The sequence below is a fragment of the Corynebacterium auriscanis genome (assembly GCF_030408435.1).
In the GTDB taxonomy this organism is placed as follows: Bacteria; Actinomycetota; Actinomycetes; order Mycobacteriales; family Mycobacteriaceae; genus Corynebacterium; species Corynebacterium auriscanis.
Window position 1 is genome coordinate 35,169 of sequence record NZ_CP047046.1, and the last position, 23,031, is coordinate 58,199.

Below are 23,031 nucleotides of genomic sequence, written 5' to 3' on the forward strand. Positions count from 1 at the left end.
GTGTTACTTCACCTCACGGCACGACACACCAGGGGTGGTCAGGTCGGAGTTTTCGGCGGCGTTGCGGGAGTCAGACGGTTTGTTGTTGGCGGTGGGCTTGGTCGATTCGGAAGCGCTAGTGGATTCCGAAGCCTTGTTCTTATCCGCCGGAGAGCTGGAGTTAGCCTCGGGCGGTTTCCGGTTCGAATCGCGCTTGACACACACTGGGAGAGTTTGCTCTGCAAGGCGCTGGACTTGCTGTGAGACCTCGTCGTAGTTGCCCTCCGGCAGGCTGGCCAATACACCGCGAGCTGCGGGTGTGAGGTCCGCGGTGTTGAAGCGGTGGCAGGAATCATCGGAGTTGGCGGGCAATAGTCGCACTGCCGCGTCCTCATCTAGGCACACGTCGTGATACCGGTTTTTCAGGGATATCCCCAGGATCGTTGCATCTGCACCGTTGTTGACTACGATCTGGTCACCATCTTCGGCGACGAAGTAGTTGTCGCGGATCTTGTTGTATCCCAGCAGACCTCCGATGCCGAGCAGAGCCAGCACCAGGAGAATCCCGATGACGGTGACGAAGGGGAAGCGCTTGTTTTTCTTTCTCGCCTGAGCCCGCGCTTCGGAGGGGTCAGGCTCAGATTTTTTTGTCGACGCCCCGTTCCTCGGCTTAGCGTTGACCACTTGCACACTTGCTGCGCGCGAGGCGGGGGAGTTAGGGCGGGGCATTTCCTCGGTCTCGCCGGCAATGGCGCCGGCAAGGACCTCGGTGGCGGGCAAGGTGATGTTTTCGTCGACCGCGCGATTGGTCTCGGGGTCGAATTCCACCACGTCGGCCACAACCACGGTGACGTTATCCGGGCCTCCACCACGCAGCGCCATCTCAACGAGGCGACGGGCGGCTTTCCTGGGGCTGTCGATCGACAGGATCTCGCGGATCGTGTCGAAGCTCACCGGGTCGGATAACCCATCGGAGCACAGCAGGTAGCGATCGCCGATCTGGGCGGAGCGGTAGTTGATTGTGGGCTCCACGGGCCGGCCGTTGAGCGCTTTGAGAATAAGGGAGCGCTGAGGGTGGCTGCTGACATCCTCGGGGTCCAGCTTGCCTTCGTCCACCAGGGATTGCACGAAGGTATCGTCCTTGGTGATCTGAGTGAGTTCACCATCGCGCAGCAGGTAACCGCGCGAATCACCAACGTGGCATACACACACTTCCTCGCCGCGGAAGAGCAGTGCGGACAGCGTGCATCCCATGCCTTCCAGGGTGGGGTTTTCTTCTACGTGCGCGGCGATTTGGTTGTTGCCGTCTTCCATCGCGGTGGCCAAGAGGGTGCCGAGGCGCTCATGGTGGCTGGGTTCATCGATTAGTGGTGAATCCAGCGGACGCAGCGAATCGATGAGGAACTGTGAGGCTACTTCACCGGCGGCGTGGCCACCCATGCCGTCGGCCAGCGCCAGTAGGCGGGGGCCGGCGTACGCGGAGTCTTCGTTGTTGGCGCGCACTAGGCCTCGGTCGGAGCAGGCCGCGAAGTTGAGAGTGCGGGCGGGGGAGGAGCTGTGGGTCATGCTTCCATCCTCACGTTGGTTTGGCCGATACGAACTTCGGCGCCCGCGCTGAGGCGTTCGAGTTGATCGATGCGTTGATTATTGAGCCACGTTCCATTGCGCGAATCTAGGTCTTCTATGAACCAGTCCGATCCGCGATTAATGAGGCGCGCGTGGCGGCCGGAAGCGAAATCGTCTTCCAGCACAAGGGTGCAATCCTGCGACCGGCCTAGCGTGACCTCGTTGTATCCCTGCAGGTTCAGGTAGGTGCCGGTGAGGGGACCGGAGATGAGCGTAAGGGCCCCCGGAGCCTTGGCGCGGCGGAATCCCCGGCCAATTCCGGGACCACTCGGCTGCTCCCCACCCATTCCGCCTCCGGGGATAGCTGGCGCGGCAGCGACGGGAGCGGCACCGGCGTGCAAGCCCGACGCACGGTTCGCCTCCTTGCGCAAAGCGCGAACGCTCATCCAAATGAAAAACCACAGTAGGATAAGCAGAGCGACCTTCGCCAGGAGCAGCAGGGTAGTCTGCACAGGATTCAACCTCTCGTTGGTGGCAACCGAACGTTAAATACCTTAGTTTAGACGGCGCTGAGGGGGTAGAGGTTCCGTGGTACGCAGACGCACCGATGAACCCTGCCGGTTCAGCTTGATTCATCCTGCCCAGTGGTGTTTCACCCAGGGCTTCGTCCCGGGTTTAATTCTGCGTTTAATTCTGGGTGAAACGCACCAGGATCTCGGAGTGCCCCACGACGATCAGATCGCCGTCGGCCAAGAGCCAGTTTTCTACGGGTGTATCGTTCACAGTCGTGCCGTTGGTGGAGTTCAGGTCGGTTAACACTGCGTCGTAACCGTCCCAGACGATATCCGCGTGCTGCCTGGAAACTCCGGTATCGGGGATGCGCAGATCCACTCCATTGCCGCGCCCGATGATGTTCGAGCCCTCCTGGAGCCAGTATTTTCGATCGGAACCATCTCGTAGATGCAGGATCACGCGCATATCGGATTCTTCGTCCGCGTAGCCCTCGCCACCGTTGACGGGCGTGTCGGGTGCGGCTTGCGCAATGATCTCCGTGCCGGGGTAGCTGGGCTGTTGTGCTTGTGGTTGGTTTGGGGTTGGGGATTCTGTTCCATCGACGCCACCCTGGTCCCCATCCCAGCCTTCATTGGCACTCAGGGAATCCCCGTGAGCGCGGCGCGCGTGGTCATTGTCATTGTGGGAATCGTTGTTTTGGGGTGCGACAGTAGATGCGCCAGTGCCTGCCGAAGCTGCGCCAGCAGAACCGTCACCGGCAGCATCCGTGTTGCCCGCACTGGCCGCACTAGCATTACCCGCACTGGCACCGCCCGTATTAGCACCCGCAAAATCGGCACCAGCCAAATCGGCACCGGCAGCATCGGCGTTGCCCGCACTGGCACTACCCGCACTGGCTGCAAAAGCCGAGCCCATACCAGCCGCGTGCGCACCGCCAGGACGAACTACGTCTGCTAAACCGCGGTTTCCTCTGCTTGCGCCACGATTGTCGTCCGCGTGGCGATCGTCCTCGATGCTTGTCGAAGGGGAATTCGTGGCGGACTCGCGTGCGTAATTCTCCCCGGGCTTCTCCGAGACCTCGTCCGACCTAGCGTATTCCGGATCCGGCTCCCGGTACGTGGCTTGGCTAAACGCAGTGTCCTCGTACACACGCTCACCCGGGGCGCTTTCAAAGTGCCCGCTGCCGGATGTTGGGTTGTTCTCGGCACTGTCTTCGGTGAATCCGCGAGCGTTGGTGCTCGCCTTGGCATCGTCACTGGGACGGCCAGACAAGTCGTAGGCTGCGGAATCGTGCGCATCGTATTCACGTGCGGCGGCTGAGCGCTGACCATTGCTGTTGCGCTGTGGCCACTGGGCCGGAGAGCTCAATTGCTGCCCAGGGTAGGAATCTGGGTAGCTGCCGTCGGGCGATCCACCTTGTTCATCAGCGCCATATTGCCCGTTGGCGGACTGCTCGGATGCCTGGGCAGAGGCGTCGCTGCTGGCGGTGGGGGCGTCGGGTGAAGAAGGCCGACGATCCGGTTCACCGAACAGTGAACGGGCCCGCAATTGACCGCTGTGAAGGTTCCGGTGAGCGACGATTTCCACGGTGATGGGTTGCGGGGTGGTCCAACCGTTGTTGCGGGTGAAGCGGGTGAGGCGGTCTGCGAGATCGCTTTCGAGGTTAGGGCGATCCTGAATGAGGCTTTCGTGATCATCAGCGGAGACCAAGACCGTGTAGAAACAAGGCGCGAGCTGCTTGCCGTAGTTATCGGTCATGACGGCTTCTTCGGCCTGCTGCTTGAGCAGCTCATCAATCTCCGTCGGGACAACCTCGCCACCGAATACGCGCGCTAGACCGTTGTCTAAGCCACGTTGCAGTGAGCTATCCAGTTTGCGGAAGCGACCGAAAAGATCCATCGGGTTTCCTTTCTTATCTTTATCCAACGCGCGGTCTGCGTAAGTCGTGCGCACGAGGCCGGGTGAGCCGTGCCGGGTGGGCCGTGCCGGGCGGACGAACGAAGCTGTACATCAATGTGGATCATCCCTGGGGGCGGAAAACTCCGCAACTGTAACAGCTGGTAATCCGAAGTCGATAGCTCGGTGGGCAGGACTCTGGATACGGGGCTTCGCCTTGGATTCGTTAAAACCCTCTTGGGCGGGCCCTCACGCCAACCGCACGCGACGGCAGGTGAGGCCACCGTCGAGTGGTTGCAGCCAGTATAAAGCACAATATGGGCATAACTACATTTGAGACACCGTTCCGAAAGCCCTTGTGTTCGGTGTTTCCGCAGTTGAGGCCCGTATTTTGTTTAGATTTAAGAAGCCGTGCTAAAGTTTTGTCCTGTCGCGAAAAGCGGCACCATGCGAATGGAAATAACGCAACTCGGGCGAGTGGCGGAATTGGCAGACGCGCTGGCTTCAGGTGCCAGTGTCCTTATAGGACGTGGGGGTTCAAGTCCCCCTTCGCCCACGAAAAATTGGAAACCCCGGGGCATCGAAGCGATTCGGCGCCCCGGGGTTTGCGCATTGTGAGGCAGGGGGCAAGTTCTAGTGATCGTGGAAACACCTGACTTCGTGTGAGGTGTTGTCTTGGAGTCTCGGTGGGATCCGGATTCTGTTGTGGTTGAACGTTTTTGTAGTTTGATGCAGGCAGGAAGCTCTGTTCGTGCTGCCGCTGTCAGCGTCGGGTTGCCTCATTCTGTGGCGTATCGGCTTGCCCGGCAGTTGGACGTGGAGGTTCGACGATATCGTGTTACGTCTTCGGAGGGGTCAGAGCGTATCAGCCAGTTGTGGGTTGCTGGTTGGGCGCTGATGGATATTGCTCGTCAATGCAAGGTCAACTCGAGCGTGGTCTATCGGATCGGTATTGAACTGGGCTTGTGGAAACGCAACCCGCATGGACGACGAGCTGCCGCAACCACCAGACGCTGCGGGTACCTACAACTTAGAGTCAATGCGTCAGGGCGCAAGGATGCCGCATCGGTGTGTGGCATCAACCAACGTGATGCTCTGGATATCGACAAAAATCTGATCAAACTGGGCAGACAGCGCGTAGCGTTTGAACCCGATTGGCCCGCCACAGCTCAAAGAGCCGGTGCGCGGTGTAAGCCTCGTCCAGCTCGGCAGGGGTGGGCCCGAAACCACGGGCCTGGAAGCGGTAGAACGTTGCTGGTGAAATAGCGTATTCATGCTCGTTGAGCACGCGGCACATCCGCTCGATGGAATACAGGTGCCGGTGAGTGCGGAGGAAGTCCACGATCACTTCAGTGTGCGGTCGAGCTCCGCCTGGGCGAAAAAAGCTGAGGCCAGTTTCAAAATCTCGTTGGCTTCTTTGAGCCGGGCATTTTCTTTGCGCAGGGTGATAAGCTCCGCGTCTTTCTCGGCGTTGGATTGCTCGACGGCGACGCCCACCTTTTTCTCTTCTGCGCGTACCCAGTTGCGGATAGTGGATGTTTTGATGCCGATGACAGCTTCGACAGCGCGTAGTGCGGCTGCCTTGGATGAAGCGCCGTCAGCACGCTCCTCGAAATACAGGCGCACCGCCCGCTGCCGGGTCTCCTGGTCGTAGGGACTGATAGCCATGATGTTCCTCCTGCGTTACATCATGCCCTCTCACCAACCCAGGCCGGTTTAGAACGACCTACGCACTCCAAAACGCGAAGAGCCTGATACCGCTGCTTCCATATGAATTATTGCCCTGCCAGTTTCAAACTACAGCCTTCGAAATTTATGAATGCATCATATTAGCTGTTCAGTGTCAGCTATAGCCCTAGCGCTGTCAGAAAATGGAATACTGGTCTATCCAAGGTTGCTCTGGTTACACCGTTATTCGCTTACACGGCCCCGACGCTAACAATGAACCTAATGAATGGGCAAGCCTAAAAGCAACAAACGAACTACATTGTTTGCTGAGTAAGGATGACGAGTGGCAATACTTATAGGGATATGATCAAGTAATATTACAAAATTCATCCAGCGTCTACTCTTCGTGCCACTTCCGGTACTGACCTCATCAAACCCAGCATCGACCTAACAACAGGGGTGGAGTCCTTTGAACATCGCTGCCCCTTGTTCGTGAATTTTACGATCACTCCTTGGCCCATTAGCTCGAACTCACTCAGTCATTGCCGATCTTCTTAGCCGAAATCGCACCCAGCTGTTTAGTAATCCCCGGAGGTAGTGGCGGTTCTGTTACCTTAGTCAAGAAGTCATACTTAGCGAATAGGAGCTCCTGTCATTCGAGAAGCATTCGTTGGATAGGTGCCTCGCACGAACATTTTCGGGCAATACCCTAGTAGGAGGTTTGATGCAAAGGTATAGTCACAACAACTTTACCCCTCACTCTAGGACAGCTGGCAGAATGCTATACAAAAATACTAAAATGCTTGTAATTAGCGCAACTACTATCGCAGTAACTGTGGCCGGCGCTTCAGCAGATGCAGCAATTGCAGACCCAGGTACGCAACGAGCAATTGAAATGGTAGACAACGCCACTTCAATTGCAAAGAATGCGCACGCTCCTGTAAAGCGCTCAGTATCCGACGCAGCGACCGCGATCACAGTTCAGCTACCGAATTCCTCCGAAGATCCCACGCGTTTAACTGATAGTTCTTTTGGAACATTGTCAATATATGGTCAGCAAGGAGCTTTAAAGAAAGGAGATGGATTCGCTGTTGCGCAAGGAAAAAATACTACAGTAATACAAAAAAGGGACACAATTCTGTCCAACTGGCCCAGATTATACATGATCAAAATGATGCGGGTGTAGTATTTTCCATGAATACCGATAAACCATCGAAGCTAAGGAAGTTGCGTGATGGGTCGATTCATATTGTATCCAGCAGAGAAAACTTAGGAACGGTAGTTCGTGGAATTATAGATGAGCCTTGGGCCGTCGATGCTAAGGGGAAAATGCTCCCAACCACCTACTCCATTGATGGAAATAAAATCATACAGAGAATTGATACAAAAGGGGCATCTTACCCTATTGTGGCAGATCCTAAAGTGACTTGGGGTAGAGGTATGTATATTAACTTCTGGGGGCAGGAATTAAACGTTTTGGGAAGCGCCGCAGGTATTGCCCTTGGAATTCTTGGGGCAAGTGGCTGTGCTGCAGTAGGCGTAACTAAAAAGATTCCAAACCTACCTAAGGCCATAATTGGATTTCTTTGCAGCGTAGGTGGTAGTCAATTAGCGAAGGATATGATTAGGGCATCAATGCGTAACAACTCTTTTCGTGCCGGGCAGTGCTATCAAGTACGCTATCCATCAGATGGAAAACGATGGAATCCCGTTGGAAAAGAGAATTGCAATTAGATAGAATTAGTTCATCATGAGTAGACTCCCTTTAATGACAAGGTTACTAGCCTCTGGAATTCTCATAACTTTCCTCATTTTATTATATATCATTTGTAATTTGTCTGACCGGGTTTTCCTTTTTATATCAGTGGCCTTGTTTGCTGTATTCGAGATTGCGGTTCTTGTTTTCTACAATCACAAAGACTGGTAATCTTTAGATCGTTGTTCAATAATTGCAGCTTTAAGGTTTAACGAAACACTCTCCTCGGGAAAGTCCGGTTATAGTTATGCTTATCATGCGTTGATGCGATTCTTGGTCATAGTCCCGCGTCATCACCGTAGAGTAGGAACAGGTGTGTGCCTGGAACACGCTAGTTTTTTGGACTGTCCAGTCTTCATCTTTCGTGTCGTTGGGTCTTCGTCGCCAACACTGTCGTCGGCGTCTCTTCCCACAATGGCGTTGTAGAGGTCAGCCATGACTCGTGAGGCGTGGACGGAGGCTTTTTCTCTGAGGCAATGGTTTCTTCACTGGCTAGGTGGTCCAGGGTTTAGTGAAAGGCTATGGTGAGATTTGCTCCTTGTGTTTTTGCTTCACCGGGCACCACACCCGATCAGAGGAATTCGCTGTATCCACCACCGCCGGTTGAGGCGCGGGCGACGTCTCGTTCAAATAGGTTAATATTTTCGGGGGTGATTCCGATGCAGCGGAAGGGGTCTGACCAGAATCGTTGGGCGTGGGAGTTTTCCGTGGGGTTTTCTGGTGTCTTTTCACTCGTTGATGCGTGGTCGTCAGTGGGTGACGCTTTTGTTGAGTTCAGTGCGGATTGTGCCGGGCGGTGTACTCAATGCCTTCACTGTAGTGTATTTTGTATCAACAAAAATCGATTCACTTGAAGTGTGTTCGGGCTCATGTCTGGTAGTCCTTGTTTAACGCAACATTTGGAAGCAAATGCCCAGAGGGTGTTGCGTACTGGACAATAGTGTACGCTCACGTGAGTGGACTAGAGAGCTTAACGGAAAAGCGCATTATCGTCTGAGTCTCCCACAGTTCCCGTCGGCTGAACAGTGAAAGCCTATCATCATATACAACGTTGACACCATCCGTCACCTATGGCCAGAATTGATACACGCGAACTGCGGTTTTCTGGCTGACGCGATAGCCTAGTTCAACGCCTGCAGCGGCGGCATTTCGGCGCGCATCGTATCTGACTAGACCCAGTCGGCGATTCTGCGGGAATACACACCCGTTACGAAAGCCGCTTAAACAAACCCGCAAGACGTGCGAAGACCTGTCATGCCCGCACTCCATAGCCCGTTTGGCCCATTTACCCTAGCATCGCGTCGGTGTATCTGTTTAACGTACTCGATCAAACCAGCATCACAGATGGAGCGAGCGCTGATTCTGCGGGCTTTGGACTGGTGGTAACTGCCAGAGGTGACAAAACCCCCCTCGCGGTGAGCGTTTAGCGTCTGGCACCTGAACTCGACGGAGGAACGATCGCGGTTGTCGTCGATGGAATGGATCATTGTCAGCGTTGGGGGTCGATGTGGTCGTTGCTAAAAAACTCAATCGGCTTTGGGCAACACGTTGGTGTCGCGCAGTTTCGGATTCTCCCGCCGTAGTCTGGCATTGTCTGCAAGAACGTCGTACTCGGCCTACTGGACGTATCCTTCACGACGAACCTGCCGAATTTCACTGATGGGCACTGTGCCACAACCTCCAAGTATCGGGCGACAACCTTGCATTGGCTTTGAAGAGAACACCCTTCCACCCCACTGCGATCCTCAAGCAAACGGACCACACTGTCCTGCGCATCTTGATAAAACCTCTTCAGCGTGCCGTAGGTTCTCTTTTCTACTCAAGCAGAACAAAACCTAGGTTAGGTTACACAGTTTTGTAACCCGGTACCCAAGTGCGTGGTTTCTTCAGAGCGATCGCCAGGCCAGTGGCAATCGGTACTAACCCGACCACCACAAGGTATGTCAGCTCCGTTTCGGCGGAATAGAACGTGGACAAACTGCCGGCCAGGGAGGTGCCGATGGCCAAAGACAAGAAGAAGAGGGCGGAGAAACGGGTGGCGAATGCAGTAGGGGCGTGCGCAGCCGTGGCTGCCATGCCGATCGGGCCGATGAATAGCTCGCCTAGGCTCATCAGGAGGATGCACACTGCTAGAGCTAGAAACGGCACCGATGCGGAATGAGCAAAAGGTAGGAGGGATAGGATTCCGGCGCCGGCCAATGCCAGCCCGCCACCCATGAGGCGGTTGCGGCCGGGCATCGCACGTGTAGCCAGCACGCCGGCGATGGGCAGCGTGAAAACCAAGATATAAAAGGGGTTGAGGGATTGGGTCCATGCGGCGGGGACTTCGAAGGATCCGATAGTGCGATCAAGGCGCTGGTCCGAATAGACTGCGAGCACGCCATAAGTCTGTGCTTGTAAAGCCCAATACATCGTTGAGGCCACGAAAAGCGGAATGAAACCGACAACACGGGTACGTTCATCAGCGTTCACCTGCGACGAGGTAAGCATCACCACAAACAGTCCTACCGCCACGGTGACGGTCGCGATGAGCAGGCCAAAAGCCATGCGATTCGGGGTGATAACCCCGGTAGTGATAGACCAAATTCCAGCGGCGACAGCTACTGCGGCGAAGACGGAAACAAGGACTAACCGGCGCGGTGCTAGCGGATTGGCTGGCTGTGTCACCAGTGCTCGCCTCGCGCTATCCAAGTTCGATAGCATGCGTGAGCGCAGGGCGAGGTACATGGCGCAACCGATAGCCATGAGCAGAGCAGCCGCACCGAAACCGACATGATATCCGCGGGCCAATGCTAACCAGCCGGTTAGCATTGGCCCAAAGAGGGCACCAATGTTGATGCCCAGATAGAAGATCTGAAACGCGCCGTCCCTTGCGCCAGCTTTCGGGGGGAAAGCGGCTCCCAGGATGGTGATCGCTGCAGTCTTGAGCAACCCCGAACCCAAGGCCAGGGGCAACAAACCTGCAAACAACCCGGGGAATCCCGGAATGAGGGATAACGATAGATGGCCCGCGATCAAAAGGCCCGCGCCCGTGAGCAGTGTGCGTTCTGCGCCGAGCACGCGGTCTGCGACCCAACCTCCCGCAAATGTAAACAGATACAGCAGCGCACCATACGCACCGACTAGTGCGGTGGCATGGGATTGTTCGAGTGCTAGACCCTGAGCTTGGTCGTAGAGGTAATAGGTAAGGATGGCTTGCATGCCATAGAAGCTGAAGCGCTCCCACATTTCCACACCCGCAATGGCGGGCAGGGCGGGTGGAACCGATTGAGTTGTACGGTGTTCAATTGTTGTCATGAAAAGTCATTATGCATCACGACGGACTGTGCTACAGATGAATCCATGAAGTTTTTGAACAGTGTTCAAGTCGGGGAGGTAGATGCCGCCCATATTTGGCATCCCTATGCCGCCCCCGGGTCGCCTGCCCTCCAAGTGGTGGGCACCGAAGGCGCGTACCTACAGTTGGCCGATGGACGTCGGGTTATCGATGGCATGAGTTCTTGGTGGGCCGCCTGCCACGGGCATTCCCACCCACGGCTTGTCGCAGCGGCAAAAAAGCAGATTGATAACTTTAGCCATGTGATGTTCGGCGGGCTCACCCACGAGCCGGCCGCGCGACTGACAGCGAACCTCATGGACCTCACCAACCACCAGTTCGCACAGGTCTTTTACTCCGATTCCGGATCGGTTTCGGTGGAGGTTGCAGTGAAAATGGCACTGCAGTATTCCCGTGGTGTTGGTAAGCCCCAGCGCACCAAGTTATTGACCTGGCGCTCGGGCTACCATGGCGATACCTTCGCAGCCATGAGTGTGTGCGACCCGGACGGCGGCATGCACTCGCTTTGGACGGGAATCCTCGCCGAGCAGATCTTTGCACCGGCACCTCCCGTTGCAGGTGCGAGCCATGAAGAACACTCCACTTACCTGGCACAGATGGAACAACTCATCACCGATGAGGTAGCGGCAATCATTATCGAACCGGGTATCCAAGGCGCCGGCGGTATGCGCTTTCACGACCTGGACTTAGTAGCCGGCGTGCGGCAGCTGTGCGACAAGCATGGGATCCTGCTGATCGCCGATGAAATCGCCACCGGGTTCGGCCGGGCAGGGGAACTGTTTATGACTCAAGCCGCGGGCGTGGTTCCCGACATCATGTGCGTAGGAAAGGCCCTGACCGGCGGGTTTATGTCACTGGCCGCGACCCTTGCCACCGCGCGTGTGGCGGAGGGCATGCAACCGCGCGCGCTCATGCATGGCCCTACGTTCATGGCCAATCCCCTAGCGTGTGCGGTTGCAGCCGAATCTACAGAAATGATTGCTGAGGGCACGTGGCGCACCCATGTCCCCCGTATCGAGGCCGGATTGCGGGCCGGGATTCCTCGTGCCCGGGTACGCGGAGCCATTGCCGTCCTAGAGATGGACCACGAGGTGGATATAGCCCGTACCACCACCGCCGCCCTAGAACACGGTGTGTGGCTGCGCCCATTTGGTCGGCTTATCTACACGATGCCGCCCTTTATCTGCACCGATGAGGAAATCGCGCGTATCTGCCGTGCGGTCGTCGCAGCAGGGGAGGCCGCATGATTTACTGCATTACCGGAACCAACACGGACGTGGGAAAAACCATCGCCACGGCGGCCCTAGCTGCGCATTACACCGCTCAAGGCCTTCGCGTCACAGTGGCCAAACCAGTACAAACGGGTGAACCTCCCGGGCACGGCGATACCGCCACGGTCGCCCGCCTTACCGGTGTGCAGACCTGCGAGTTCGTGCGCTATCCAGAACCACTAGCCCCAAACCTTTCTGCACGGCACGCTGGGATTTCCCAACCGGACCGCGAGGAATTGGTGAACTGGATTCGGCATATAGAGGCCGACATCGTCCTCGTCGAAGGTGCCGGCGGTTTGCTGGTGCGCCTCGCGGATGATTTCACGCTGGCTGATGTCGCCGCTGATCTAAGCGCACCGCTCATTGTGGTGACGAGTTTGGGTTTGGGCAGCCTCAACGCTGCGGAACTCACCGTGGAAGCTGCGCATTCCCGGGGCCTAAAGGTGGCGGGGCTCATCGGTGGATCGCTGCCGGCCACACCCGACCTCGCCACGCGCCTCAATATCCAGGAACTGCCACACATCACGGGCGTACCGCTGCTCGGGTGCATCCCGGCTGGTGCAGGAGCGCTGAATCAGGAGGAGTTCCGCTCCCACGAGTTCTTTAACCCTGCTGCACTGCCTCTACTAGCGCCTTCGCCAGCTTCTCCGAAGATTGTGGATTCTGACCGGTAAAGAGGTTGCCATCACGTACCAGCTTTGGACGGAATGGGAGGGCGGCCTTTTCGTACTTCAGGCCGGCTTCCTTCAAACGATCCTCCAGCAGCCATGGTGCCTTGGACTTATCCGTGACCATGCCTTCTTCGGTGTTAGACAGCGCGGTAATCAGCTTCCCCGCGAAGGGGGTCTGGCCGGTGGCGTCGTCAATAGTGGCCAAAAGTGCAGCCGGCGAGTGGCACAGCAAACCCAGCAGCTTGCCGGAGGCCAGGCGCTCGGTGAGGATTCCACCGGAAATCTTGTCGTACGCCAAATCTTCCATGGGACCGTGGCCACCGGGGTAGAAGATAATGTCGTAGGAGGCAGCATCGACCTTGTGCAGGTCCTCTGAGTTGTTCAGCACGTGGGACATCTGCTGTACCTTGTCCGCCATTTTCTTGGCGGTGGTGGGCAACATGCCACCCTTTACGCTAATGCTGACGGGATCAACCGTGGGGGCGACCGCGCCGGGAGTTGCGATGGTGACTTCGAACCCCGCATCGCGGAAAATGTCGTACGGCACCACCAATTCCTCAGCCCAAAATCCGGTGGGGTGGTGGCTACCGTCGTTCAACGTCCAGTGGTCGGCCGCGCTCACGGCCATTAAAACGGTGGTCATTATGGATTGCTCCTAAAAATCTAGTACCGGTAATTCGGGATAGTATGAATAATTATGAAATCCGAGTCCACAGCTAACACCACACACTCGGGCACTGTACACCTCAACAGCGTGACCAACGCGAAAATTCCACAGGGATTGGATGATCTCATTGGCCATACGCCGCTTGTGGAACTGAGCCACCTTGCCCAAGCTTTCAACCGGCCTGACGTGCACATTTATGCCAAGCTGGAGCAATTCAACCCGGGCGGCAGCGCGAAAGATCGCACCGCCCGGGCGCTCGTTCAAGCAGCCGTCGAAGCCGGCATGCCGGAAAACCCAACCCTGGTGGAATCCAGTTCCGGGAACCTAGGCATGGCGCTGGCCCGGCAAGCGCAGATGCGTGGCTGGAATTTCTACTGCGTGGTGGATCCACGGGTTAATGATTCCACTGTGGCCACCATGCATGCTCTTGGCGCGCACGTGGAGCTCATCGAGGAGCCCGATCCAGAAACCGGTGATTGGCTGACGGCCCGTCGCGCCCGCGTGGCCGAATTGATGCGCACTGTGGATGGGGCGGTCAACTTGGATCAATATTCCAACCAGGCCGCGTTCACTGCGCATGATGAAGGAACGATGGCGGAAATCATTGGTCAACTGGGTTATGCTCCGGATTGGTTGTTCGTCGCAATGAGCACCACCGGCACCATCGGCGGTTGCATTCAGCGGCTGCAACGGATTGGGGCTGCTACTTGCACGGTGGGGGTGGATGCGCACGGTTCGGTGCTCTACCAGGGTAAACGCGGCGAACGCATGTTGCCGGGATTCGGTGCAGGTGTGGTTCCGCATCTCGCGACCATTAATGAGCCTTCGAGGGTCCAGCGCGTGCACGATATTGATTCCGTCATCGGTGCTCGCGCTCTCGCGCGCACTGAGGGGCTGATCCCGGGCGCATCCGGCGGGGCGGTCATCTCTGCGCTCCATGCTTGTGTGCCACACATCCCGGAGGGCGCCAGCGTTGTCATCGTGCTTCACGATGGCGGTACCAACTACCTCAACACCATTTACGATGACGGCTGGGTGCAGGAGAATCTGCAGGTCAGTGGGGAAGACCTGGAAGCACGAATCAACGCGATTACCGGGGAGGACCTGGAAGCACGAATCAACGCGATCACCGGGGAGGGCTCAGCTCGATGAAGGTTGGCCTTATCGGTGGCGGGCCTCGTGCGCTGTGGGCGGCGGAGGAACTTGTTTTTTTGTTCCGACGCCACAAGCTGCCCCTCACCATTGTGTGCTGGGATCCTGAAGAACCTGGCGGTGGAAGGGTATACCGAGCGGATCAGCCGTTGTGCTGGCGCCTAAACGTACGGTCGGACATTGTTCGTACTCATATCGGCGCCTTCCCCAACTGGTTGGATCGCAATCTCACCCGCGATGCGCAGGGGCGGGAGACCTATCGCGGGAAAGTCTTCACGGCGGAGGATAAGGTCTTTGCCCCGCGTGCAGTGGTGGGGGACTTTCTGCGGGATAGTTGGCGGGCCCTCGTCGATGGGTGTGGGAAGGATGAAAAGGAATCACCCTCCCATGGTGGTCCGAGCATCGCGATCACACACATCCCTTCTCGAGTGGTGGAGGTCCATTCCGTAGATGGCAAGGGTGTAGGTAACTGCCGCATCGTGGCTGCGGATGGCAGTGAAGAGTTCGTGGACGAGGCACTAGTGGTCACTGGGCACGCTGCCAGTTGGAATGGGCAGCAAAAGGACTTCATTGCTGCCCATGATCACCACAGCTTGGAGAGCATTCCTGCCGGCGCGGACGTGGATATTCGCGGAATGGCACTGACTTTCATTGATGTGTGTTTGGCCCTCACTGAGGGGCGTGGCGGGGTGTTCGTGCCAGCTGGTGATGCTGCGGTCGATGTCACTGGTGGAAGCACGCCAGCGGGTACACATGATGCGGCCCATCCTGACCCTGTTCAAGCGGGTGGTCCGGCGCACCAGCCATTGCGCTATATTCCATCGGGCCGGGAACCTGCGCACTTGTATCCGTACAGCCGCTCGGGCCAGCTGATGCAGGTGAAGCCCGACCCATCCAGTCCGTGGGTTAACCTGGAAGTTCCAGGCCAAGAAGAGTTCGAAAAACGCATTCAGAACTGCGCCGATGTGGCGGAGATGCGCGCGATTCTGGATGAAGTGACCAACGTTGTGATGGCGGCGGCGCGCGAGCGGGCCGAGGGACTCCAGGCAAACCGCAACCCAGCAACGGATGCTCGGGCAGAGCTCAACGAAACAGCGGAGAACCAAGTAGCGCGCAACCCAGCAACGGATGCTCGGGCAGAGCTCAACGAAACAGCGGAGAACCAGGCAGCGCGCAACCAGGCAACCCACTACCCCGGTCGACAATGGGCACGGGGAGAAGCATGGCGTCGAATATATGGAGCGATCGTCGACCGCGCCAGCTACCTGGCCCCCGGTGATCTAGAAGGTTTCTACGAACTAGGCCGCGAGCTGGAACCTATCGCTTTCGGCCCGCCACCGGTTACAGCAAAGCGAGTCGACGCCCTCGTGGCCGCCGGAATCGTGGTGTTGCCGCAGGGTGGGGGCGAACCCGAGGGCGCTCCGACAGATGCGATCCATGTGGACGCGGTCATCGCACCGCCGGGATTGCAACCGGGAACGGTTTTGGAGGACCTCGTGAATCGCGGTGATGTCCACATGTTGCCGCAGGGTGGGCCGAACATTGGTCGCGATGGGATGGCTCCCGGCACACACATCGCGGTCATTGGGCGGGATGTGGAACCGCGCGTTATTGGGCACGATACGTTGAATCGCGCCATGCATAAAGAGATTCCCACCTGGGCTTTCACCGTTTTCAACCGCGCGTTAGATGCGCAAGCAGAAACTAGCAATAATGGGAGGCATCATGACTGACAAAACCCTCGATAACCGGCGGTTCCCCCGCCACATGCACGCTACCGTGCCAATGACCGCTCGGTTGGAACCGTGGATGCAGCGTCTTCTTGCCGATCCAGCGCAGTGTGCAAACCTACTGCAGACGTATGATTCCCCGGTCAACGTGTTAGCGCCACATGTCCTGCCACGGAATGCCGATGAGTTGGTTCGCGCCGGGGAGGTCAACGGTGTGGAAGTGCGCGTGTTTTATGCGCGCAAGGCCAATAAAGGTTTGAGTTTTGTGGATGCGGCCCTCGCGGCAGGTCACGGCATTGATGTCGCCAGTGAGCGCGAGTTGCTCCAAGTCCTGTCCCGCGGGGCAGAACCGGACCACGTGATCCTCTCGGCGGCGGTGAAGCCGGATCGCTTGCTGCAGCACGCGGTGGGTGCGGGTGTCTACATCAGTGTGGATAGCGTGGCAGAGATGCAGCGCATTCAGGCCGTCGCCAGTGCCGCGAGTGCCACGGCGCGGATCGTGCCACGCATTGCGCCGAATCCCAACCGCTTGCCACCCACGCGTTTCGGTGAATTGGCCGGGACGTGGGAAGCGGCGTTGCAGCAGGGTCTGCCCGAGAGCGTGCAGGTCCACGGTGTGCACCTTCACCTGCACGGATACTCGGAGGCCGATCGCCGTATTGCATTGGCTGACGCCATCGCGGTCGTTGATACTGCGGTGTTGGCTGGCCATCCGGTGAACTTTATTGATCTGGGTGGCGGGGTGCCCATGAGTTATCTCGACGCCAAGCCGGAGTGGGACAACTTCCAGAAAGAGTTAGCGGCCGCCCGCGCCGGGGAGCGGGAGCCATTCACCTGGAAGGGCGATCCCCTGAACAACACGTACCCATTTTGGCAGGAGCCCACGCGTGGGGAGTGGCTCAAGCAACTGCTTGCCGGCCAGTTGGGTGGTGATGTGGAGGACGCGACATTCGGGGAATCCGCCACCGCGCACGAATCCTTTACGGAGCACTCAATTGCCAGCGATTCCACGGTTCCCGTTGCCGAGGCATTGCGCAGCCGTAACCTCCGTCTGCACATGGAGCCCGGTCGCAGTGTGCTCGATGGCGGCGGTGTTATTCTCGCCCGCGTGGCATTCGTGAAGAAGCGCAGCGACGGTGTGGATATCGTGGGCTTGGAAATGAATCGCACGCAGTGCCGGACAACCTCTGATGACATTTTGTTGGATCCGGTGTTGGTTCCCGCGGCCGCGCGCCCCACCGCGGCCGACTCCCACGAGGCCGAGAATGGGCAACAAGCAGCAGTGGCCGATCAACGCGAAAACGCTGGGCTGAATGCTTTTTTGGTGGGTGCGTACTGCATCGAGGACGAGGTGATTATTCGCCGAGCTATGCACTTCCCCGATGGTGTGCAACCCGGTGACGTTATCGCGATTCCCAATACGGCTGGATACTTTATGCACATCCTGGAAAGCGCATCCCATCAGATTCCCTTGGCGCGCAATGTGTTCGTGGATAGTGCGGGGGCGAATCCCCTACCTGATGAGATCGACCTGACTACCGCGACCCGTGCTAACGCTGATTCCGCACATGGCAACTGATCGTGTACACCCACCGGGAGGCGATACCGTGCCTCTCGGGGTCATCCCGTCGTTCCGCTTTGCGTTTCGTAGCCCACAACGGTTGCGTATGGAGTTTTTCGGCGGTATCGCCGTATCGCTGGCGCTGATCCCGGAAACGATTGCGTTTTCGGTTTTGGCTGGTGTGGATCCCGCAGTGGGGCTGTACACATCGGCCATCATGGCTATAGCTATTGCCTTTACCGGTGGGCGACCTGCCATGATCACCGCTGCTGCCGGTGCAGTCGCGTTGGTTTCTGCGCCACTGGTGAAAGCCCACGGTGTGGAATATCTCATTGCAGCAGCTTTGCTGGCTGGAATTATCCAGATCATCTTGGGCGTTGCGGGCGTGGCTAAGTTGATGAAGTTCATCACCTTGCCGGTGATGCGGGGATTTGTCAATGCGCTGGGTATTTTGATTTTTACCGCGCAGCTGGAGCACGTTATCGACAAGCCGTGGATGGTGTTTGTGCTGTTGGCAATCGGTATCGCGTTGATGTTAGTGGTGCCGCGATTCCTGCGCGCCATTCCCGCCCCGCTAGTTGTAGTGGTGCTGGTGACGATCGTCGCGGTCGTGGCGGGATGGCGCGTACCGACCGTGGGGGACATGGGGGATCTGCCACGCGCTTTGCCGCATGTCCATCTGCCACAGGTGCCCCTGGAATGGCACACGTTCCGCATCATTGCGCCGTATGCGGTTGCGATGGCGATTGTGGGCTTGGTGGAATCACTTCTGACGGCACAGCTGGTTGACGAGATCACCGATACTCCCTCCAGCAAAACCCGGGAAGCGTGTGGCCTTGGCGTCGCGAATATCGCTGGTGGTGTATTCGGCGGTATGGGTGGCTGCGCGATGATCGGTCAAACGATGATCGGTGTGAATGATTCTGGCGCTCGCACCCGTCTTTCTGCCTTTGTTGCTGGGTTGTCGTTGTTGGTGCTTTTGCTTCTTTTTAACGACGCCGTCGGCGCCATCCCCATGATCGCCCTTGTAGCCGTGATGATGGTGGTGGCTGTGCGAACGGTGAATTGGCGGTCCGTGGACCCGCGCCGCGTTGCTCGGATGCCGTGGACTGAAACAGTTGTCATGGTGGTGACTGTGGTTCCCACGTTGTTGACCCATAACCTCGCGGTGGGCGTGGTCCTGGGTAGCGTGCTCGCGGTGGTGCTTGCTCGGTGGTAGTGTGCCCGCGGCCGTGTTTGATCGATCTTCGTGCACCATCTAGCTGCCCGCTCACTGTGGCCGCTTTGATGTGCATCGGTTCCTGCAGGCGGGTCTCGATGGGGTTCCTATGGATGGCGCTTTCCCGGTGGTAGTGTGCCCGCGGCCGTGTTTGATCGATCTTCGTGCACCATCTAGCTGCCCGCTCACTGTGGCCGCTTTGATGTGCATCGGTTCCTGCAGGCGGGTCTCGATGGGGTTCCTATGGATGGCGCTTTCCCGCACGTCATGTACCCAGTCCCAGCGCGTCACCTAGCACCCGCTGCCCATGCACTCGTTTATGCACTTGTTTATGCACTTGTTCATTCAATGTGCAGCAGAACTCTGACAAAATGGCGCGTTTTTGTTGGACTTCTGCTGCACATTTGTCGTGCCGGGGGAGTATCGGATGATTTGTGTGCGGGAGAAATTCGGCGTTGGGATGTTCGAAGGAGCCCCTCAACACCTTTCGAACTACCCAGCTCCCATCACGGTGTAGCGCTCACCGCCCGTCGACCAGAGCACGGCGTGGGGCTTGTTGGTGGTTTCTTGGTGTGGGGCTTGTCGGTCGTTTCTCGGCGTAGCACCCGCTGCCCATGCACTCGTTTATGCACTTGTTTATGCACTTGTTCATTCAATGTGCAGCAGAACTCCGACAAATCGGCGGGTGGGGTCTAGTGGTGAGTGCAACACCCTGATTTGTTCATGAGGTGTTGATGATGTCCTACACTCCCGATCCTGCTGTTGTTGCTGCTTTCGACCTGATCGCGAACCACCGCTACAGCGCACTGCACGCAGCCCAAGCCACTGGCTGTACCGACCGTGCGTTGCGGGACTACATCACAAGCCAAGGTGCGCGCCTTGCGCGGGGACGTGGTGGTGGTCTTGCCACCCACAAGACAACCACCCAGATGATGGTCATGTTCTTAGCATGTGCTGGGCGAAGTGATCACGATATTGCCGCCAGAACTGGTGTCCACCCAGTTACCGTGTACCGGTGGGTACATAATTCTGTCATGCCTGTGTCCCGCCCGTCGGTATCGTCGACAAGTAACCGTGATCAACCCATTGTGTTGTCAGTAGACCCCGTGGTGGTGAATTATCAGCCAGCGACAGTCAAAGTCGGCCGGGGTATGCGCTTAACCGCGTTCGACAGGGTCTACATCAAGTTTTGCCTAGATCAGAGTTATTCCATCCGCCGCACCGCCCGACAACTCGGCAGGCATCCCAGCGTGATCAGCCGCGAGGTAACCCGCAACAGTATCGACGGGGTGTATCACCCACTGATAGCCCAGCAACGCAGCATCGATGCAGCCAAACGCCCGAAACCGCGAAAACTTGATGCTCATACCACGTTACGACGTATCGTCATTCGACTGCTTGAACCGGCAGGTCTCACCGAAACGTATTGTAGCTAGGCTGAAACGTTTATCCGGCATTCATCAGGAGTTGACCTTGTCACACGAAACGATTTACCAAGCCCTCTACGTCCAAGCAGCTGGTGGGCTACGCCATGAGTTAACCGTCGACTACGCCCTTTCGATCAGGTCGCACAGGACGACGACCCCGCTCGAAGCTACCGACTCGCGGGCGCGGGGCGAAACCATGGGTTCATGGCGCGACAATACTCCACCCGCCCACCACACGCTGCTGACCGGGCGGTGCCAGGGCATTGGGAAGGTGATCTCGTGTGAGGCGCTCAGGGTGGAAAGCACGCGATCATCACCTTGATAGAACGGCATAGCCGGTTGTTCATGGCCAGGTTGTTAACCACCGATCACACGTCCCAGACCGTGGTCACCGCGTTGAAAGACATGCTCGGGCAGATCAACCAGATGGCTATCGCCCCAGACCGTCGCGTCCAGACCCTGACCTGGGATCAGGGCGCGGAAATGGCTGCCAGTGGTCAGCTGGCCGAACATTTTGAGGGGTTGAAGCTCTACTTCTGCGATCCGCACTCCCCATGGCAGCGGCCGAGTAACGAGAATATTAATGCCGAGCTACGCCGATTCATTCCGAAAGGCACCGATCTTGCCACGGTGACCCATGAGCAACTCCAGGAATATGAAGACCTCATCAACGACACTCCACGGGTGGTGCTAGATGGACTGACCCCGAGGGAAGTATTCTTTAACCTCGACCCATCCGAAGATGTTGCATTCACCGCCTGACCCTTCCGCGCGTTTTTGTTGGACTTCTGCTGCACATTTGTCGTGCCGGGGGAGTATCGGATGATTTGTGTGCGGGAGAATGCGGGCGCCGAGGCGTTTGGGAGAGCCCCTAACACTCCTACAGGCAGCAGATTGCGCACCAATCCCAATCGGCTCTCAGGCATCCGGAAAGCAATATCGGCAACGGAAAGCAGGCGAATTCCCACACGCCCCGGCAGCCTTGCTTGCAGAGTTCGCGACCGATACAGGAACGCCCCGGCAGCCTTGCTTGCAGAGTTGGCGACCCGTATGGGGATGCCCCGGCCACACAAGCGGGCATGATTGTCATTCTTATTGAAAACACCCCCGCGTGGGGGTCGCCACGAACTGCAGCAATGACAACTATTGAAATCTAATTGAAAACCAGTAAGGTGGGGGTTGACGGCAGGGCCCCTTCCTCGCAAAGGCCCGCCCCCGGCGGCGAATGGTCTGGTGAAGGACCAGGGTGGCGTCGGAAAGAGAAGAAAAAGAAGAGGCCGGTAATACCCGGCGCAAACGTGCTTCACACAGCACCACGGCGAAAAAGGAGACAGCAATGTCCTGCAAAACTCACGAAAGCCACGACCACCAGCACGGCCCAAACTGCGGCCACGTAGCGGTGCCTCACGGCGACCACGTTGACTACGTCCACGACGGTCACCTGCACCGCAACCACGATGGCCACTGGGACGAGTGCGAGACGACTGAGCACCACGCCCACGACGATCACGACCACGAGCATGGCCCCAACTGTGGTCACGTTGCAGTTCCTCACGGCGATCACGTGGATTACATCCACGACGGTCACCGTCACGCGGCACACGATGGCCACTGGGACGAGCACTAATCGCAGCTAGCGCGGGGTGAATCCATCGCCCCTCACAGGGTTTCACCGGTCACTTCCTACGGAGCTTTCCTAGGGAGTGGCCGGATTTTGCTTTAAGCTGGGTTGGTCAAAGAACTATTGAGGAGTGATTCGCCCATGGGCAACCAGCCGAACAACAACCGGAACTACGGGCAGGGCTATGGTCGCGGATACGGCCAGGGTTACAGCGATGATCAGACGCAGGTTTTCAACAACCAAGCTGGCTACAACCAGGGCTACGATCAAAGCTACGATCGTGGCTACAGCCAAAGTTACGGTCAGGGTTATGGCCAAGGTTACGACCAGAATTACAACCAAGGTTACGGCCAAAGCTATGACAACTATGACCAGGGCTATCAGCAATCCGGTGCGTACCAAGGCAAATCGGCCCCGGAGGAGCACCGTGATTCGGGGCTGCTCGCGGGCCGGTTCGATGGCAAGCGCGTAGCTATCAACCTGATCGTGCTGGCGGTATTGGCAGCTGCGGTGACGTTCGCCGTGGTGTTCGTGGTCGATCTGCTGGTGGGCATGCTGCCAGATCAGTACTCATCTGGAACCTCTGCGGCGGGCTTGGCTGCGCTCGTTGCGGGTGCTGTGGGTGTGTTGGCCGGATTGTTGTACATCCCGGTTTCCGGTACTGGTAACGAGCGCTTATTTGGGATGGCCGTGGTGGCGCTGGCGGTCGTGGCAATCCTTGTGTGGGTTGTTCTCGGTGGCCTGTTGGAGGGCGATTGGTCCACGTTGGTGACGTTGGCCGGCATTATCTGTACCGCCGCGATTGGGCGGTTGGCGCCTAGCCGCATTGAGTCGGCAGCGGTGCGTTAAGCCCAGTGGGATCCGCCAGTATCCGCGTCAATCCACACCGATTTGCGAAAATCCTAGAACGGACAGCGGATTCACATAATCGCAGGTAGGGGAGCCCAAGTGGCTCCCTTTTGGCTTGCCTTTCGGTGGTTTTTTTCTTTTTTTACTT

17 protein-coding genes, 1 tRNA gene and 3 pseudogenes are annotated in these 23,031 nt (G+C 57.6%); 14 read left to right on the forward strand and 7 right to left on the reverse strand.

Going from position 1 to position 23,031, the window contains the following annotated elements:
• Nucleotides 1-3: 3 nt before the first annotated feature.
• From CAURIC_RS00135 to CAURIC_RS11075, 4 genes and pseudogenes are all read right to left on the reverse strand, one after another.
• Nucleotides 4-1,545, reverse strand: coding sequence for a PP2C family protein-serine/threonine phosphatase (locus CAURIC_RS00135; protein ID WP_035114396.1), 1,542 nt, complete (start codon nt 1,543-1,545; stop codon nt 4-6).
• Nucleotides 1,542-2,057: an FHA domain-containing protein FhaB/FipA gene (locus CAURIC_RS00140; RefSeq protein ID WP_070434426.1), complete on the reverse strand. Its 516-nt coding sequence runs from the start codon at nt 2,055-2,057 to the stop codon at nt 1,542-1,544. The genes CAURIC_RS00135 and CAURIC_RS00140 overlap by 4 nt, the downstream gene beginning before the upstream one ends.
• A gap of 175 nt (nt 2,058-2,232) precedes the next feature.
• Nucleotides 2,233-2,973: an FHA domain-containing protein gene (locus CAURIC_RS11070; protein WP_412766412.1), complete on the reverse strand. Its 741-nt coding sequence runs from the start codon at nt 2,971-2,973 to the stop codon at nt 2,233-2,235.
• Between the two features lie 636 nt (nt 2,974-3,609).
• Nucleotides 3,610-3,957, reverse strand: a pseudogene (locus CAURIC_RS11075) (DUF3662 domain-containing protein); the annotation flags it as partial.
• A gap of 468 nt (nt 3,958-4,425) precedes the next feature.
• On the opposite strand from CAURIC_RS11075, the gene CAURIC_RS00150 reads away from it, so the two are divergent.
• A tRNA-Leu gene (locus CAURIC_RS00150) sits at nt 4,426-4,510 on the forward strand.
• Nucleotides 4,511-4,683: 173 nt separating this feature from the next.
• Nucleotides 4,684-5,220: a transposase gene (locus tag CAURIC_RS00155; protein ID WP_290182851.1), complete on the forward strand. Its 537-nt coding sequence runs from the start codon at nt 4,684-4,686 to the stop codon at nt 5,218-5,220.
• 78 nt (nt 5,221-5,298) lie between these two features.
• Here the strand turns inward: CAURIC_RS00155 and CAURIC_RS00160 are convergent, their stop codons facing one another.
• On the reverse strand, nt 5,299-5,622 hold the full coding sequence (locus tag CAURIC_RS00160; protein ID WP_035113210.1) for a transposase: 324 nt from the start codon (nt 5,620-5,622) through the stop codon (nt 5,299-5,301).
• 778 nt (nt 5,623-6,400) lie between these two features.
• Here CAURIC_RS00160 and CAURIC_RS00165 point away from each other — a divergent pair.
• Together CAURIC_RS00165 and CAURIC_RS00170 are read left to right on the forward strand one after the other, a co-directional pair.
• On the forward strand, nt 6,401-6,808 hold the full coding sequence (locus CAURIC_RS00165) for a hypothetical protein (RefSeq protein ID WP_156963343.1): 408 nt from the start codon (nt 6,401-6,403) through the stop codon (nt 6,806-6,808).
• A gap of 8 nt (nt 6,809-6,816) precedes the next feature.
• Nucleotides 6,817-7,356 carry a hypothetical protein gene (locus CAURIC_RS00170; RefSeq protein ID WP_156963341.1) on the forward strand — a complete coding sequence of 180 codons (540 nt, stop codon included), beginning with the start codon at nt 6,817-6,819 and terminating at the stop codon, nt 7,354-7,356.
• A gap of 1,867 nt (nt 7,357-9,223) precedes the next feature.
• On the opposite strand, the gene CAURIC_RS00175 is transcribed toward CAURIC_RS00170, so the two are convergent.
• Complete coding sequence (locus CAURIC_RS00175) at nt 9,224-10,675, reverse strand: peptide MFS transporter (RefSeq protein ID WP_290182853.1); 1,452 nt, start codon at nt 10,673-10,675, stop codon at nt 9,224-9,226.
• Between the two features lie 45 nt (nt 10,676-10,720).
• On the opposite strand from CAURIC_RS00175, the gene CAURIC_RS00180 reads away from it, so the two are divergent.
• Nucleotides 10,721-11,962 carry an adenosylmethionine--8-amino-7-oxononanoate transaminase gene (locus CAURIC_RS00180; RefSeq protein WP_035113209.1) on the forward strand — a complete coding sequence of 414 codons (1,242 nt, stop codon included), beginning with the start codon at nt 10,721-10,723 and terminating at the stop codon, nt 11,960-11,962.
• Nucleotides 11,959-12,660 (forward strand): dethiobiotin synthase, encoded by a 702-nt coding sequence (gene bioD / locus CAURIC_RS00185; RefSeq protein WP_035113208.1) that lies wholly within the window; start codon nt 11,959-11,961, stop codon nt 12,658-12,660. Before CAURIC_RS00180 ends, bioD begins: the two co-directional genes overlap by 4 nt.
• On the opposite strand, the gene CAURIC_RS00190 is transcribed toward bioD, so the two are convergent.
• Nucleotides 12,590-13,300, reverse strand: a complete 711-nt coding sequence (locus tag CAURIC_RS00190; RefSeq protein WP_035113207.1) for a type 1 glutamine amidotransferase domain-containing protein — start codon at nt 13,298-13,300, stop codon at nt 12,590-12,592. The genes bioD and CAURIC_RS00190 overlap by 71 nt on opposite strands.
• Before the next feature lie 54 nt (nt 13,301-13,354).
• Between CAURIC_RS00190 and CAURIC_RS00195 the strand changes: the two genes are divergently transcribed.
• From CAURIC_RS00195 to CAURIC_RS00230, 8 genes and pseudogenes are all read left to right on the forward strand, one after another.
• Entirely contained in the window at nt 13,355-14,476 is a 1,122-nt protein-coding gene (locus CAURIC_RS00195) for a pyridoxal-phosphate dependent enzyme (protein ID WP_290182855.1), read from the forward strand.
• Complete coding sequence (locus tag CAURIC_RS00200; protein ID WP_290182857.1) at nt 14,473-16,209, forward strand: FAD/NAD(P)-binding protein; 1,737 nt, start codon at nt 14,473-14,475, stop codon at nt 16,207-16,209. The genes CAURIC_RS00195 and CAURIC_RS00200 overlap by 4 nt, the downstream gene beginning before the upstream one ends.
• The gene (locus CAURIC_RS00205; protein WP_290182859.1) at nt 16,202-17,785 is read left to right on the forward strand and encodes a type III PLP-dependent enzyme domain-containing protein; all 1,584 of its coding nucleotides are present in this window, start codon (nt 16,202-16,204) and stop codon (nt 17,783-17,785) included. Before CAURIC_RS00200 ends, CAURIC_RS00205 begins: the two co-directional genes overlap by 8 nt.
• A pseudogene (locus CAURIC_RS00210) lies at nt 17,775-18,974 on the forward strand (SulP family inorganic anion transporter); the annotation flags it as partial. The gene CAURIC_RS00205 and the pseudogene CAURIC_RS00210, both read left to right, overlap by 11 nt.
• Before the next feature lie 746 nt (nt 18,975-19,720).
• Nucleotides 19,721-20,422, forward strand: a complete 702-nt coding sequence (locus CAURIC_RS00215; protein WP_235700636.1) for a helix-turn-helix domain-containing protein — start codon at nt 19,721-19,723, stop codon at nt 20,420-20,422.
• Nucleotides 20,423-20,716: 294 nt separating this feature from the next.
• Nucleotides 20,717-21,175: pseudogene (locus tag CAURIC_RS00220) on the forward strand (IS30 family transposase); the annotation flags it as partial.
• A 574-nt stretch (nt 21,176-21,749) separates the two neighbouring features.
• On the forward strand, nt 21,750-22,040 hold the full coding sequence (locus CAURIC_RS00225; protein WP_083284237.1) for a hypothetical protein: 291 nt from the start codon (nt 21,750-21,752) through the stop codon (nt 22,038-22,040).
• Between the two features lie 135 nt (nt 22,041-22,175).
• Entirely contained in the window at nt 22,176-22,883 is a 708-nt protein-coding gene (locus CAURIC_RS00230; protein WP_035114292.1) for a hypothetical protein, read from the forward strand.
• The last annotated feature ends 148 nt before the right edge of the window (nt 22,884-23,031 follow it).